We start from the raw sequence: 15,407 nt of genomic DNA on the forward strand, positions 1-15,407 counted from the left end.
TGGACGGTTGCGTGGATCGAGGTCCATCACGCGCTGAGGTCCACGGTCGCAAGCGCTGGCACCGTGCGTGTGCTGCATGCTTCGGCGAACCAATGGGCGCTCAGCTTCGGGGTGCGGTGAAAGCTCTCGTAGTCGACGCGGATGATGCCGAAGCGAGGTCCGTATCCGGCGGCCCACTCGAAGTTGTCTAGCAGTGACCAGACGAGGTAGCCGTCCACGTTCGCGCCTCGGTCGCGGGCGCGCAGCGTGGCGGTGAGGTGGTCGATGAGGTACTGCGTGCGGTGTCGATCGAGGACCGCGGGCTGCCCGTCGACCTCGGTGAGGACGTCGTCGAAGGCGGCGCCGTTCTCCATCACCATGATGGGGAGGCTGGGCCATCGGGCGGAGAGGGCGACTAGGTGGTCCTCCAGTCCCCACGGCTCGACGGTCCACCCCATCGCCGTGCTGTCGAAGCCTTCGGGACGGAAGAGCTCCACGCGTTCTGAACCGGGGAACTCGGTCCCGCCCATGAGCTCCGTCGTCGGGTCGTAGTCCGGCCGGCGGCGGATGTGCATGATCTCGTAGTAGTTCACGCCGAGGAGGTCGATCGGCTGGTTGCAGATCTGCTCGTCGCCGGGCTGGAGGAAGTGCCAGTCGGTGAACGCCTTGGTGTCCTCGAGCAGATCTGCGGGGTACGCGCCATCGAGCACAGGTCCGGTGAACACGCGATTGGCGATGGCGTCGAACAGGCGGGCTGCTTCGGCATCGGCCGGGGACTCGGGCTCCACGCGGAAGATGTTGAGGACGATCGAGACCTTCGCGTCGTCCTTGGTGATCGTGCGCCGGAGGGCGCGCACGGCGAGTCCGTGAGCGAGGTTGAGGTGGTGAGCGGCCTTCAGGGCGGCCTCGTGGCTCTTCACTCCCGGCGCGAAGACGCCATGGCCGTAGCCGGCGAACGAGTTGTTCCAAGGTTCGTTGTGCGTGGACCAGATCGCCACGCGGTCGCCCAGTGCCGCACCGACGATCTCCGCGTAGCGTTCGAATGCGTAGGCCGTCTCGCGTCCTCGCCAGCCGCCGTACTTGTCCTCGAGCATCTGGGGGAGATCCCAGTGGTTCAACGTCACGACGGGTCGGATTCCGCGAGCGAGCAGGCCGTCGACGAGGGTGGAGTAGAACGCGAGGCCGGCGCCGTTCACGGCCCCTTCGCCCTCGGGCATTACTCGGGACCACGAGATCGAGAACCGGTACGCGTCCAGGTGCAAAGAGGCCATGAGGTCGAGGTCGGTCGTCACGTTGTCGTAGTGTCCAGCGGCGGTGTCGCCTGTGGCCCCCTCGGCGGTAGCACCGGGCGTATGGCTGAACGTGTCCCAGATCGAAGGCCCTCGACCGTCCTTCGATGCCGCGCCCTCGATCTGATACGCCGCGGTAGCGGCTCCCAGGGTGAACTCCTCGGGGATGGACAGGTCGCTCGATGCGAACGCGGGATGACTCATCAGCTGACTCCGGATTGGGTGGTCGTCGATACCGGGCTGCGGGCGGCTCTTCCTGCATTCCACGGTGATCTCGGCACGCGAGAACCGGATCCAACCTAGGACGCGACCGCCCACGAGCGCCCCTGGTCCGAAAGTCTTTCGGGCCTATCTCCCGCTAGGTGCAACGCTTCGAAAGCCCATCCGCGACGCGTGTTGCGCAACTTTCGAGGCGTATAGCCTGTGAGCATGGAGGCACAGACCGCAGGACGCGCTCCGACATTGCGGGACATCGCGCGGATCGCGGGGGTGTCTGTTCCGACGGTGTCGAAGGTCCTCAATGGCCGAGGCGATGTATCGGCTGAGACGCGTGAGCGTGTGCAGGAGGCGACGGCGCGGGTCGGATATCGACGCATGCCCTCCGCGGCCGTCGACGCGCTCATCGCGGAGCAGCTGGTCGACCTCGTCCTTCCCGCGGTAGGTGATTCCTGGGCGAGCGCGCTGATCGGCGGTGTCGAGCGCGTCGCCGCGCAGAATTCTCTCGATCTGGTCATCATCATGGTCCGCGCAGGCGAATCGCAGGGCCGGTCATGGGTGGAGCGGCTCGTCGACCATCGATCGCGTGGCGCACTGATCGCGGTTGTGCAGCCAACCGCCTCCGAACGACGACTCCTCGAGCGGGCACGGATTCCCTTCGTGCTCATCGACCCTGCCGGTACCCCTGAGCGCGCTGCCCCGAGTGTCGGAGCATCGAACTGGGCAGGAGGGGCCGATGCCGCGAGCTTCCTTCTCGATCGTGGACACACCTCCTTCGCGGTGGTTGCCGGAGACCCTCATTCGCTGAACTGCCGCGAGCGGGCAGGAGGGTTCTTGTCCCGAATCCGCGAACTTCTGCCCGATTCGAGGCCCACTGTGCTGTACGGCGGATGGCTGATGGAGACGACAGCTCAGGTGGTAGCGGAGCTCTTGGGGTCACCCTCCCGACCCACCGCCGTCTTCGCGTGCAACGACAACATGGCGCTCGGTGTGTACGCAGCCGCCCATGCCCTCGAGCTGCGCATACCCGAACAGCTGAGCGTCATCGGATTCGATGATCTGGTGGAGGCTCGACTGGCATCGCCGCCGCTCACCACCGTCCGGCAACCCGTTCCAGAGATCGGCGCCGCCGCGCTGCGCAGCCTGCTGGATCTCCGAGGGGGGTATCCGGTGGCCCGTCGACTCGAGCTCGCCACCGAGCTCATCGCCCGAGACTCGGTGTCCTCGCCTCCACGAGCATGATCTCCGCGAAGCGTGGGCATGGTGACGAGGAACCGCCCGATGACGGGAGTCACCAGGCGGTTTCTCGAGGGGGAGGAGCCACGCGTCGACAGCTAGCGCACCCTGACGGTGACCGACCTCGACTCGGTGGATCCCTTCGTATTGGTGAAAACGGCGGTGAGAGCGTGCCGACCAGCGGCGATTCCGGTGAGGGACACCTTCGCAGTCTGCTTGTTGGGCGTCGCAGCCGTCAGGGGCCCCGTCCCGACGATCCGGCCGTCCAGCTTGAAGGCGTAGGAGGTGGCGTTGATCCCTGACTTCAGCGTCGCCGTGGCGACGAAGGTGCCGTCTCCGTCCCTGTTGTCGACCGAGACCACCGGTCTGCTGGGTGCGAGGTGCTTCACCAGCACCGTGGTGGTCTTCGTCGACGTGACGCCCTGTGAGTTGATGAGCTCCGCGCGGTACCTGTACTTCCCCTCCGCCTTCCCGGAGAAGGACGTAGTCGCCGACTGCCGCGGGGTCGCGAGGGAGTCGAGGCGCTGCGAGGACACGAGGACATCGTTCTCGTAGAGGCGGTAGTAGCTGCCCGGCGCGCCCTTGGTGAGGTTCATCTTGATGTCGTAATCACCGTCGCTCAGCCCGGACTTCCGGCCCGTGTTGGAGAGGCTGGCCACGCCGGGGGCAGCGGTGGGCGTGACGAACTGCTGGAGTGCGTCGCGAACGGCGAAGTAGGCGGGCTTGGGGCCGTACTCCTCGTCGAAGATCAGTGGCTTGGCTCCCGGGAGCCAGGTGTAGAGGTGCTTGTCCGTGAAGCCCCAGGTGCTGATCTCCGTCACGCCGGCCGCGAGAGCCTCGGCTACGACGTCACCGTAGATGGTCGCCTGCGAGACGGGGTCGTAGGTGTGCACATCGAGCTCGGCGATCTCGACGTCAAGACCAAGCGCACGGTACGAGTCGACCATCTCGGTGATCACTCCGGGGAGAGGGCCCGCGAACGTCTCGTGCATCTGGAGCGCGACTCCGTCGACGGGTACGCCTTCGGCGACCAGCCCGGTGAGCAGGTCGAGGAACGCCTGCCGCTTCGCCGCATCGAACTCGACCAGGTTCTCGTTGATGAAGAGCTTCGCGTCCGGGTCGGCTGCTCGCGCGATGTGGAAGGCGTCAGCGATGTACCCGGGACCGAGGACCTTAAAGAAGGTGGTGCTTTGAAGCGTCGTACCTTGCGACTCGAGCGCTTCAGAGACAACGTCCCACCGATCGATCCTTCCGTCGTAACGCTCCATCACAGTGGTGAAGTGCTCTGTCATCGCCGCCCGCATCTCGCCGGCATCCGTGATCGAGGTCACGTACTCCGGATCGCAGCAGCTGGAGATCAGACCATGGCCCTTTACCGCCATGTCGTGCTCTTCGGCGAAGGCGACCAGTCGGTCAAGCCCAGCGAAGTCGTACACACCCTCTTCGGGTTGCGTGAAGGCCCATTTCATCTCGTTCTCGGGAGAAAGGCCATTGAACTGTTCGGCGAGGGTGTCGGCGAACCGCGGATCGGTCAGGTAGTTCGACGGGCGGTCGTCCTTCGTCCACTCCGCGGCCTTGATCGAGCCGGATCCGATCGTGAGACCGGCCGGCTCGGCCAGCTCACGCAGCGTAGGTCCATCGCCGGTCGATGCCCTCGCGGGGACTGCCGCGATCAGTGTCAGCCCTAGAGCGACGGTGGTCGCGAGGGCTGCGGATGTCAGTGTTCTCATGGTCGGTTCCAAATCGCATGCGTGCGACCCAGCAGCAGTGCTGGTGGGCGCAAGGGCGGAATGAGCCGAGTGCATTTCTCGTTGCGGGGGGCGACGATGCCTCTCAGACTCCTCTTTGAGTGAGTAGGCGCTCATGCTCGCATCAGACCGTCAGGTCAAGCCGGACTCCGAAACAATTTCGCTGCCAGCAGGACATGGATGTCGACGCCGCGGCGAGAACAGGGGTTCGCTTCGCCGGAGAAATGCCGTTACCTCTTGGACGATGGTGTGGCCACGCCGCGGAGCTGCACCGAGAAGCGGGTGGCGTCTGGACAGCACCGTGATGGTGATCGGCCGGATCAGGGATGCTCTGCTCGGTCGACGAGCCCGCTTCGAAAGGCGATGGAGACGAGTTGCCCCCGATCGCGCGCGTGGAGCTTCGTCATGGCTCGGTTCAGATGGGTCTTCACCGTCGCGGGTGAGATGAAGAGATCGCGGGCGATGCTGTCGTTGTCGAGCCCTCGGGCGGCACCGAGCACGACATCGGTCTCCCTGTGTGTCAACGTGGCCGTTCGGGCGATCAGCTCGACGTCGGTGGCGCTGCGACCGCGCGTGCGAAGGTCACTGACGACCGTTTTCGCAGCGCCAGCGGAGAGCGACGTGTCACCCTTCGCCACGGCCTCGACGGCGGCGATCAGGGCCTCGGAGTCAGCTGACTTGGCCAGAAAGCCATCGGCGCCGGCGCGTAGCGCGGCGAGCACCTCCTCGTCACCGTCGAACGTCGTCAAGACGAGAATGCGAACCGCGTTCAGATCTGGGTCTGCGCGGAGGGCGGCAGTGGCGCCCACGCCGTCGAGGATCGGCATCCGAAGATCCATGAGTACGACATCCGGACGCGAGCCGCGGATCACGGCGAAGGCGGATCTCCCATCCGCGGCCTCGCCGATCACGCGGATCCCGGCGTCCTCGAGGATCCCGCGCAGGCCGGCTCTGATCATCGCTTGGTCGTCGACGAGCACCACGTCGATCATCGCTCTGCTCCGTGGGATGCCCGAGGGAGCTCGACTCGGAGGCCGAACGAGTGACGGTCCTCGCGGACGTCCAGGCTGCCGCCTGCCAGTTCGACGCGTTCCCGCATGCCGATCAGGCCGAAGCCCGAGTCAGCGCCCGGGTACCGGTGCTGGATCGCGTTCTCGATCGTCAGGACGATGCTGGTCGGAGTTGCCGACGCCGTCACATGGGTCGGACCGGAGCCGTATCGATGAGCGTTCGTCAGGCCTTCCTGAAGGGCTCTATATAGGGCGGCTTCCCCTGACGTGCTCAATCCCGCCCCGTCAAGGGCATCGAGTGACACCTCCACTGAGGCCCCCGAGGCCTGCATCATCTCGATGAGCGTCGGGATCCCGGACGTGGCGGCGACGGTCCTGTTCTCGACTTCGTCGGATCGGGCGTCCCGCAAGACGGCGAGGATGGCGGCCAGCTCCTGCAGAGTCCCGGCGCTGACCGTTCGCACGGTGCGCAGCGCCCGACGAGCGCGGGCGGGGTCGTCCTCGACGTGCCGTTCGGCGTCGGTGGAGTGCAGGGCGATCACGGCGAGCGAGTTCGCCACCGAATCATGCAGATCACGGGCGATGCGCACGCGCTCCTCGCTCATCCTTCGGCGGAGCTCGGTCTCCTTCGCAGCCGTCACCGCGCTCAGCCGTTCTTCCACCGCCTGGGCGTAGTCGCGGTAAGCGCGCACCGCGCTGCCGAGAGCTACCACAGCCCCTGTCCAGACCGGGAGGATGAGAGCGAACGGGTCGGCGGGGCCGACGCCGAACGCGATCATCGCACCGGCGTACAGAACGGCCGCGTGGATGGTGGCGACGATGGTCGTCGCGGTCCGAGAGCGTCGCAGCGGTACCGAGAACAAGCAGATCTCCGCCAGCACCCAGACCCCGAGCGCACCGTCGGGAGCGACGAAGACGATGAGGCTGGCCGCGATCGCACCGACAGCGGCCGCAATCGGGAACCGCCGCCGTATCGCGACGAGCCCCGCGCTCACCACAGTGGCGGTGAGCGCGGCGATCCTGTCTACCCCGCCGACGTGGAACGAGATCACGACGGCTGCGACCGCGGTGATCACGGCCACGATGTCGAAGAGGCCCTCCCAGCGGGAGCCGAATCTCGAATGCACTGTCACATTCTCGTCGACGCCAGCTCATTCGGGGCGGCCTCACGACGGTCGTCGTCGAAGGCGGCGCCCTCGACGTCGATCGTCGGCAGGAGCTTGTCGAGCCAGCGTGGGATCCACCAGGCGGAGCGGCCGAGGAGCGTGAGCAGCGCCGGGACGAGGATCATGCGGACGAGGAGGGCGTCGGCGAGCACACCTACGGCGAGGGCCAACGCGATGGATCCCACCAGCGAGGACGGGCTGAGCGCGAATCCGAAGAAGACCGCGGCCATGATCGCCGCGGCAGCGACCACGACAGGTGCAGATTGCTGGAAGCCGGCGCGTACGGCCTCTCGGGGCGATGTTCCGTGGCGATGCGCCTCATGGATGCGGGATACCAGGAACACCTGGTAGTCCATCGCCAGGCCGAACAGGATCCCCGTCACGATGATCGGCAGGAGGCTCAGCAGAGGGTTGCCCTGCGGGGCCTGGACGATGGGGTCGAGCCATCCCCACTGGAAGACCGCCACGGTCGAGCCGAGTGCCGCCCCGAGCGACAGGAGGAAGCCCCCGGTGGCGATGAGCGGGACGAGGAAGGAACGAAACAGCAGCACGAGCAGCAAGAAGGAGAGCCCGACGATCAGTGCGACATAGGCGATCAGAGCCGAGCGGAGCTGCTCGTCCGAGTCGAGTGCGATCGCCGTCGAACCCGTCACCTGGACGCTCGTGGAATCGTCGCCGAGCGCTCGGATGTCTCTCACCAGCGAGGTCGTGGCTGTGTCCAGCGGCCCGGATTCGGCGATGACCGTCAGCATGGCGGTCGATCCGTCGGCCGAGACAGGACCCGGGGAGACGGTGGCCACATTCGGGAGCGAGCCGAGTTCGGTGCTGACCGTCTCGACAGCTGACGCGGCATCGGAATCCGATCGCACCAGCACGACGAGGGGATCCTGCGCGCCCGGACCGAAAGCGTCAGCGACCGTCGTGTAGGCGGCCCGCTGAGTGGAATCGGGATCCTCTCCGCCGGGGATGACGAGACTGGTCTGCATGCCCAGCAACGGAAGAGCCGCGACGGCGAGACCGCCGACGACCGCGAACGTCGCGATCACGGGACGACGCAGGATGGCACCGATCCATGTCGTCGTCCAGCGAGGGGAGCCCCCGGCTGAGCGGGTCGAAGCGCGCTCCCGCCGCCCGAGGGCGCGCCGCCCCATCCACGACAGCAGGGCGGGCAGAAGGGTCAGGGACATCAGCACAGCCACAGCGACCGCGAACGCCGCCGCGATTCCCATCTCGCCGAGGAACGGGATGCCGACGACGGTGAGACCTACGAGCGCGATGATGACCGTCGCTCCAGCGAAGACGACAGACGAGCCGGCCGTGGCCGTGGCCCGGCCGATGGCGTCTTGCACAAGGCGCCCGCTACGCAGTTCGGCGCGAAAGCGCGAGAGCACGAAGAGGCAGTAGTCGATCCCGACGGCCAACCCCAGCATCACCGCGAGGATGGGGGTCACGGAACCGATCGGGGTGATCGCCGAGAAGGCCAGGATGCCCAGGACACCGACGCCGACGCCGACGAGGGCGCCGAGCATGTTCGCTCCGGCTGCAACCAGCGAGCCGAATGTGAGCAGCAGGACCAGGAAGGCCACAAGGGCCCCGACGAGCTCCGTCGGACCGAGGATCTCGGGCACTGCGCTGGTCAGTGAGCCGCCGATCTCCGCGGCCATGCCCTGGTCGCGCAGACTAGCGGCAACGGCGTCAAGCTCGGACGTCACGTCGACCGCCTGCTCCTCGTCGATGTCGCCGACGGTCACCTGCGCGATAGCGGTCGCACCGTCAGCGGAGATCGAGGGTCGCGCGGGGTCCAGGGGGTCGGTGACCGCGAGCACACCGGGGATCACACGCGCCTGCTCCAAGGCTGACGTGAGTGAGGGTGCGTCATCCGTGACACGTCCTCCGGACGACTGGACAACGAGCTGGAGCGACGTCGTCGCCTCACCGGTAGTGGGGAACTCCGACTCGAGGGTGCTCAACGCGCGGCTGGAGTCGGTGCCGGGGACATCGAACCCTGCGCTGGAGAAGCGCATACCGGAAAGGGCGACACCCGCGGCGATCAGGAGGACGAGCAGCCAGCTCGCGACGACTGCCCAGCGGCTGCGCGCGGACAGCACACCAAGGCGGTAGAGAAGTGCGGACACAAGGCTCCCATCGATTGACTGCCCACTCAGGCGGATCGTCCTCCAGCCTCGGCGATGCCGCCGCGTACGGCGTCCACCTGGGGCTGTGACGCTCCTACCGCAGCGGCGGTACGTGAGCACGTCGACATCGTGTAACGGTTGACGCGCGTCAAAGGTCGACCTAGCGTCGGTGATGTCGACCCTCGACCAATCACGAAGGAGTGTCCGTGCCGACTCTTGAATCTGCCCCTGTCCCGCGGGGCGCCCTCCCGCAAGATCGTTGCCCCTTCGACCCCAGTGCGCGTTACGAGCGCCTGCGGGAGGAGGATCCGGTGACCCGGGTGACCACGCCGGCCGGGTTCGACGTGTGGCTGGTCAGTCGCTACGACGATGCGCGCGCGGTCCTCGGGGATGGCGAGTCGTTCAGCAACGTCGACGCGAGCTCGACTCACTTGATGGGGAACAAGGACAAGCTCGGGGCGACGCCGCCTCCTGGGATCCTCCTGCGTCACGACGGGGCATCTCATTCCCGTCTCAGGCTTCGCCTGGCGCGGGAGTTCATGGTCAAGCGCGTCGCGACGCTCGAACCCTTCATCCGGTCCCTCGTCGCAGAGCACATCGACCGTCTGGCGTCGATGTCGGGCCCGGTCGACCTGTACAGGAACTTCGGGCTGCCCATCCCGGCTCTAGTGATCAGCGAGGTGCTCGGCGTCCCAGACGAGGATCGCGCCGAGTTCGGGCACTTCACCGCTTCGCAGGTCGACCTCACCCTCCCGCTCGAAGAACGCGAGGCGGCGGGAGCTGCAGGGCAGGCGTTCTTCGCTCGACTCGTCGCCTCGAAGTACGAGAACCCCGGTGACGATCTGCTCAGTCGGCTCATCCAGGAGCCGAGCGACGAGCCCTTCGGCTTCGAGGAGCTGATGGGGCTGTCGCTGCTCCTGCTCGCCGCCGGCCACGACACGACTGCCAACATGATCACCCTCGGCACCTACGCGCTCCTGCGCAATCCTGATCAGGCAGCACGGCTCGGGGAGCCGGGGATGATGTCCACGGGAGTCGACGAGCTCATCCGGTACCTCTCGATAGTCCACAACGGCGTGCTCCGCAAGGCCGTCCGGGACGTCACCGTCGGCGATCAGCTCGTCAGAGCGGGGGAGCACGTCGCGGTCGTCCTCGAGTCCGCGAACCGCGACCCGAGGTTCATGTCGGACGCCGATCGCCTCGATCTCGATCGGCGCTCGGCTCATGTCGGGTTCGGGTATGGGGCGCACCAGTGCCTCGGCCAGCATCTCGCCCGGCTCGAGCTGACCGTCGCGCTTCCCGAGCTGTTCCGCCGCGTGCAGGGTCTGCGAGCGGTACAGCCTGAGAGTGACATCCCCTTCAAGAACGACATGCTCGTCTACGGAATTCGAGAACTCCTCGTGGAGTGGGACGAGGTGGTCGCATGAGATTCGCTCTGGACATCGACCGTTGCGTCGGCGCCGGAGTCTGCGCACTGGCAGCCCCCGATGTCTTCGATCAGAACGACGATGATGGCATCGTGGTGGTGCTGGACCAGGACCCGCCCGCCGAGCTGGACGAAGCGGTCCGCGAAGCCGCCGCACGGTGCCCGGCTGCGGTCATCCGTCTCCAGGCGCCGTGAGTGTGCGACGCACCCTCATCGTCGGCGCCTCCGCAGCCGGAGTGACAGCAGCCGAGTCGCTTCGTAGCCAGGGGTACGCCGGATCCATCGAGGTGATCGGCGCAGAACGGCACCACGCATACGATCGGCCGCCTCTCTCGAAGCAGCTCCTCTCGGGTGAGTGGGAGGGGACGCGGCTGCAGCTGCGACCCGATGCCCATCTCGCGTCGCTCGACGTCCACGAGCGGCTCGGCTCTCCTGCCGTCGACCTCGACCCGATCGGTCGGCAGGTGACGACCGCGGATGGGGCACGAACCGGTTATGACGCACTGGTGATCGCGACGGGCGTCCGTCCGCGGCGCCTCGCAGGGACGGAGGGAACGCGAGGAGTCCACGTCCTGCGTACCTTGGAGGACGCGGAGGCGCTGCGTGCCGAAGTCGACGTCGGGAAGCGCGTCGTGGTCATCGGCGGCGGCTTCCTCGGTGCGGAGATCGCATCGGTCCTCCAGGCGTCCGTCGGTGAGGTGGTCCTGCTCACAGCAGGCGAGAACCTGCTCGAGCGTGTCATCGGTCGGCCTGTCGGCGCCGAGCTCATGGCGTTGCATCGCAGCATGGGCATCACCGTCATTCCCGCACCGCTCTCCCGCGTGCGCTCCCTCGTCACCGACACGGGGCGAGTGAGCGGAGTCGTCTTGGGAGACGGCTCGGTGCTCGAGACGGGCCTGGTCGTCATCGCCATCGGCTCGGAACCAGCTGTGGACTGGCTTCGCATGAGTGGACTCGACCTGAGTGACGGGGTCGGGTGCGCCTCCGATTGCTCCGCTGCTCCCGGGATCTATGCCGCCGGTGACGTAGCGCGCTGGTGGAATCCGCTCTTCACGACATCGATGCGGGTGGAGCACCGGACCAACGCCGTCGATCAGGCGATCCACGTAGCCGAACGCATCGTCCGCGGCGATGACGTCGACTACGCGCCGGTGCCGTACTTTTGGTCTGACCAGTTCGGGCTGCGCCTGCAGGCACACGGATGGCTGAAGGAGCACGATGAGTGCGTCGTCGTGGAGGGATCGGTCAGCGATCGTCGCCTTGTCGCGCTCTACCGTCGCGGAGGCGCCTTGACCGGTGTGCTCGCGATGGGAGCAGCGAAGGCGCTGCGCACGTGGCGCAGTCGGATCACCGAGGGCATCACGTGGCGGGATGCCCTCGACGCTGCTCCATGAGAGAGGCCAGCGGGAAGGGAAGTCGTACACGATCTCCCCTTCCCGTCACCTCATCACCTCAGGCGCGATCGCTGTCCGAGTAGGCACGCTCTACGACCGTGATGAGCCGTTCGACGGTTTCGTCCGTGATCGCTCCCTGGCTGTACAAGGCCATCTTCGTCAGAGTGAGCCCGAACGCCGCCGAAAGCAGGTTCTCTTCGATGCCACCAAGCGCACTACGCAACGCCGGCCCGCCGATCGGGTGATCCAGCCACTCCCGAATCGTGCTCTCAGCCGTGACGCGCTGGATGGCTCCCGCATCGAACGCGTCGGCTCCTCCGTCGAGTCGGTCGCCGGGTTCGACGTCCCTCAGCGTGATGCTGCTGAAGAGGGGGCGCTGATCGCCCGGCTCATGCTCCCCACCGGTCAAGGTGACGCGAGCCTGAAGCGGTGTGCGCGCGGAGGAGCCCCCGATGTAGAAGCGCAGCAGCCCGGGTTCGACGACCCACCCCCGCGTCCCGTTCCAGAGGGCGAACATGCTCGTCGGCACGTCGATGCACACCCGGACCGCTTCTCCGGGCTCGAGAGCGAAGCGGCGGAAGCCCACCAGGACTCGGCCTCGGCGCACCGTGCTGCCGATGACGTCCTGGCCGTATACCTGGACGACTTCCTCGCCTGCACTGGCACCGACGTTCTCGACGGTGAACTCGAGGCGTACGACCCCATCCGTGCTGACCTCAGGCGAGCCGATCGCGAGGTCGCGGTAGGCGAAGTCGGTGTAGCTGAGTCCGTGTCCGAAGGGGAACACCGCTGTCGAGGTGCCGTCTACATAGTGGCTGGGCTGCAGGGTCCGCCAGTATGGCAGCGGGGCGGCTCCCACCGAGGTGAGCATGGCGATCGGGAGGCGGCCGGCGGGATTCACGTCGCCGAAGAGGACCGACGCGACGGCCGTCCCCGCTTCTTCGCCGCCGAACAACGACGAGACTATGGCCGGCACCTTCTCAGTCATCCAGCCCAGGACGAAGGGACGTCCGTGGCTCAGGACGGCGACGGTCGGCGTTCCCGATGCGGCGACGGCTTCCACGAGTTCGCGCTGGACGCCAGGCAGCTCGCAGGTGACACTGTCGAGTCCCTCACCGACCGTGCCGAAGGCTCCGATGCCGGACTGGTCTCCGACGACGAGGATCACGACGTCCGCGGTTCGAGCGAGCGCGACGGCCGCGGCGATACCGGAGCGATCCTCGGCGGCGACGGGACAGCCCGCCGCATACACGATCTTCGAGTCGGCGTGCGCCCTCGATCGGATGCCGTCGAGGAACGTGACCACCGGCACGGAGTCGACGAGCAGGTCGGCGTTGTCGGCGCCCATCGCCTGGGCCGACTCCATGCGCGCCTGGGGGTTGGCCGCCTGCGCGAAGCGCCTCGTCATGCTGTCGAGGACCTGGTAGCTGTAGTTACCGAGCTGCCCCATCAGCCGATCCGCGTTCGGACCGATCACCGCGATGGTCTGCGGGGAGTCGGGTAGGGGGAGGAGGGGCGTGCCGTTGACGGGCGCATTGCGCAGGAGGATGACGGACTTCTCGGCGACTGCTCGAGAGAGGGCCCTGTCGGACTCCGAGTCGAGAGTCTCGGGCACACGGTCGAGATCGACGTACGGCCGTTCGAACAGCCCGAGCTCGAGCTTCGCCCTCAGGCTGCCAGCTGCTGCGGCGTCCAGCTCGTCGATCGAGAGAAGTCCCTCGTGGACGGCCTCGAGGATGACACGGGTCGATACCGTGTTGTCGAGGTCGGCGTTCACGCCCGCGCGCAAGGCCTGGGCGAATGCATGGGGGATGTCGGCGGCAGTGCCGTGCTTGGTGAACAACTGCGAGACGGCCTCGAGGTCGGAGGTGATGAGACCCTCGAAGCCCAGCCGATCACGGAGGAGGCCGACCAGGTATTCCGCGGATCCGGTCACGGGGACGCCGTCGATCGAGTTGTAGGCGGGCATGACCCCCTGGGCGCCTCCCACACGGATGGCCATCTCGAATGGAAGGGCGTAGACCTCGTGGAGCTCGGAGTGGCCGAGGTGCGCCGCGTCCGTGTTGCGCCCTCCGTCACTGGCGCCATAGGCGACGAAGTGCTTGAGCGTGGCGATCAGGGGAGTGTCCTCCTCCGCCCCTTGCAGACCACGAACGAAGGCCGTCGCCATCGATCCCACGAGGTACGGCTCCTCGCCGTAGGTCTCCTCCACCCGCCCCCAGCGCGGGTCGCGGCTGACGTCAGCGAGTGGCGACAGCGCCTGACGCACGCCGAGCCGCGCCATCTGCACGCCGATCGTCTTCGCCATCGCCTCGATGAGATCGGTGTCCCAGGTCGCGGCTTGGGCGAGGGCGTCGGGGAAGGTGGTGGCGCTACGGACCTTGAGGCCGATGAGTGCCTCCTCGGCGAGGAGGACGGGGATCCCGAGTCGGGTCTCCTCGACGTGCTTGCGTTGGAGTTCGTTTCCCAGACGGGCCGCCTCGCGAGGCACCTCTCCGAGGGCGGCGAGTGCGGCGACCGCGGTACCCCACCCCTCCTGCGGCGGTCGGTGCACGTCGACGGCGGTACCGAACGGACAGGCGATCTGTGCGGCCTTCTCCTCGAGGGTCATGCGTCCGAGCAGATCGCGGACTCGTTCCATCGTGGGCAAGGAGGGGTCGCGGTATGGCAGGAGGTCGGGCATCTTCGGTGATTCCTTCACTGTCGTGCTGATCGGCTGATCGACAAAGGGAAGACGTCGCGTTGTCGCGCGTCAACGCTCACTATGCCATCACGTCAGCACGGAGAGTGGGGCTGGTCAGAGAACGGGTGGCGTGCGCGTGGTCTCGCCTTGGATCACCGTGAGACGGTCGGTAACGAGACCGGCAGGGTCGCTCGGCTGGGGCCCGTCCGGTTCCTGGAGCAGCAGCTGCAGAATCCCTTCTCCGCTGAAGGAGATGTCGAAGTCGACCGTCGTGATCGTCGGCGTCGACGCGCGCGCAATGGGAGAGTTGTCGATTCCGATGACTCCGATGTCCTCCGGGAAGGTGCGGCCTCGCTTGATCGCCGCACCGACCAACGCCATGGCGACCTCGTCGTTGTAGGCGGCGAGACCGATCGGCTCGGCAGGGAGTCCAGCGATCGCATCCACCGCGCCACCGGGCTCGAGCGCTACGTGCATCGTCGGCAACACCCGGAGTCCGTGGCGAGACGCCCAGTCGCGGGCTCCCGCATCCCGGGGCGCGGCGAACGTCGACTCTCGTGCAGAGACCGGCAGCACGGTCGCCATCGTCGTGTACCCGGCGGCCGCGAGGTGCTCCGCCTGTAGACGACCGATCGCCTCATCGATCGCCACCTGCACGTGGTCGGGCTGCACCACGATGCGTACGCCCTGGGCGCGCAAGCGCTCGTATTGCTCCGCCGGTAGAGGGACCAGGCTCACGATGCCGAAGGGCTTCAGGCCCAGCACAGCGTGCTCCAGGCGGTGTCCGCGGTCGATGAACTGCAGGAGGTTCGTCAGCCCCGCGTCGGCCATGCCCTTGGTGATGATGTCCACCAGTTCGCGTATCCGCGGGTTGAACGTGGCGTCGGGCAGCACCGTGATGACGATGTCGCTGGTCCCGCGGGCAAGCGTCCTACCTGCAAGAGATGGGCGATATCCGAGAGACTCGGCGGACGCGTGGACTCGAGCGATCGTCTCCTCGGCGAAGAGGTGGCCCCGACCGTTGAGGACCTGGCTCACCGTGGAGCGCGACAAGCCCGCGTGTCGCGCAACGTCCGTACTCGTCGCCATGTCCACTCCTTCGACGTGAGCCCAGCTTGTCATGGA

Annotated in this window: 11 protein-coding genes; 4 read left to right on the plus strand and 7 right to left on the minus strand. The window is 67.0% G+C overall.

Features of this window, described 5'->3' with window-relative positions:
- Positions 1-26 precede the first annotated feature (26 nt).
- Positions 27-1,586, minus strand: coding sequence for a GH1 family beta-glucosidase (locus K0V08_RS11480; RefSeq protein WP_227266798.1), 1,560 nt, complete (start codon positions 1,584-1,586; stop codon positions 27-29).
- A gap of 111 nt (positions 1,587-1,697) precedes the next feature.
- Between K0V08_RS11480 and K0V08_RS11485 the strand changes: the two genes are divergently transcribed.
- A complete protein-coding gene (locus K0V08_RS11485; protein WP_011931308.1) occupies positions 1,698-2,726 on the plus strand; it encodes a LacI family DNA-binding transcriptional regulator in 1,029 nt (342 codons plus the stop codon).
- A 92-nt stretch (positions 2,727-2,818) separates the two neighbouring features.
- On the opposite strand, the gene K0V08_RS11490 is transcribed toward K0V08_RS11485, so the two are convergent.
- The 4 genes from K0V08_RS11490 to K0V08_RS11505 all read right to left on the minus strand — a co-directional run bounded on the left by K0V08_RS11490 (position 2,819) and on the right by K0V08_RS11505 (position 8,752).
- Positions 2,819-4,450, minus strand: a complete 1,632-nt coding sequence (locus K0V08_RS11490) for an endo-1,4-beta-xylanase (RefSeq protein ID WP_079534986.1) — start codon at positions 4,448-4,450, stop codon at positions 2,819-2,821.
- Between the two features lie 338 nt (positions 4,451-4,788).
- Positions 4,789-5,460 (minus strand): response regulator, encoded by a 672-nt coding sequence (locus K0V08_RS11495; RefSeq protein ID WP_079534985.1) that lies wholly within the window; start codon positions 5,458-5,460, stop codon positions 4,789-4,791.
- Positions 5,457-6,605, minus strand: coding sequence for a sensor histidine kinase (locus tag K0V08_RS11500; RefSeq protein ID WP_079534984.1), 1,149 nt, complete (start codon positions 6,603-6,605; stop codon positions 5,457-5,459). The genes K0V08_RS11495 and K0V08_RS11500 overlap by 4 nt, the downstream gene beginning before the upstream one ends.
- Positions 6,606-6,607: 2 nt before the next feature.
- Positions 6,608-8,752, minus strand: a complete 2,145-nt coding sequence (locus K0V08_RS11505) for an MMPL family transporter (RefSeq protein WP_231689076.1) — start codon at positions 8,750-8,752, stop codon at positions 6,608-6,610.
- Between the two features lie 338 nt (positions 8,753-9,090).
- Here K0V08_RS11505 and K0V08_RS11510 point away from each other — a divergent pair, with 338 nt between their 5' ends.
- From K0V08_RS11510 to K0V08_RS11520, 3 genes are read left to right on the plus strand one after another with little or no spacing between them, the layout of a single operon-like run.
- On the plus strand, positions 9,091-10,206 hold the full coding sequence (locus K0V08_RS11510) for a cytochrome P450 (RefSeq protein ID WP_227335005.1): 1,116 nt from the start codon (positions 9,091-9,093) through the stop codon (positions 10,204-10,206).
- Positions 10,203-10,400, plus strand: coding sequence for a ferredoxin (locus K0V08_RS11515; protein ID WP_011931314.1), 198 nt, complete (start codon positions 10,203-10,205; stop codon positions 10,398-10,400). Before K0V08_RS11510 ends, K0V08_RS11515 begins: the two co-directional genes overlap by 4 nt.
- A 41-nt stretch (positions 10,401-10,441) precedes the next feature.
- The gene (locus tag K0V08_RS11520) at positions 10,442-11,599 is read left to right on the plus strand and encodes an NAD(P)/FAD-dependent oxidoreductase (protein ID WP_197278532.1); all 1,158 of its coding nucleotides are present in this window, start codon (positions 10,442-10,444) and stop codon (positions 11,597-11,599) included.
- Positions 11,600-11,657: 58 nt separating this feature from the next.
- Here the strand turns inward: K0V08_RS11520 and K0V08_RS11525 are convergent, their stop codons facing one another.
- Positions 11,658-14,282, minus strand: coding sequence for a glycoside hydrolase family 3 N-terminal domain-containing protein (locus K0V08_RS11525; protein ID WP_079534982.1), 2,625 nt, complete (start codon positions 14,280-14,282; stop codon positions 11,658-11,660).
- Positions 14,283-14,396: 114 nt separating this feature from the next.
- On the minus strand, positions 14,397-15,320 hold the full coding sequence (locus K0V08_RS11530; protein WP_231689077.1) for a LacI family DNA-binding transcriptional regulator: 924 nt from the start codon (positions 15,318-15,320) through the stop codon (positions 14,397-14,399).
- Between the last annotated feature and the right edge of the window lie 87 nt (positions 15,321-15,407).

The organism is Clavibacter michiganensis (genome assembly GCF_021216655.1).
GTDB classification, from domain to species: Bacteria; Actinomycetota; Actinomycetes; order Actinomycetales; family Microbacteriaceae; genus Clavibacter; species Clavibacter michiganensis.

Coding starts and splice junctions, on each gene's coding strand:
- K0V08_RS11495 (WP_079534985.1), bottom strand. CDS start 5,460: ATGATCGACGTGGTGCTCGTCGACGACCAAGCGATGATCAGAGCCGGC.
- K0V08_RS11525 (WP_079534982.1), bottom strand. CDS start 14,282: ATGCCCGACCTCCTGCCATACCGCGACCCCTCCTTGCCCACGATGGAA.
- K0V08_RS11485 (WP_011931308.1), top strand. CDS start 1,698: ATGGAGGCACAGACCGCAGGACGCGCTCCGACATTGCGGGACATCGCG.
- K0V08_RS11490 (WP_079534986.1), bottom strand. CDS start 4,450: ATGAGAACACTGACATCCGCAGCCCTCGCGACCACCGTCGCTCTAGGG.
- K0V08_RS11515 (WP_011931314.1), top strand. CDS start 10,203: ATGAGATTCGCTCTGGACATCGACCGTTGCGTCGGCGCCGGAGTCTGC.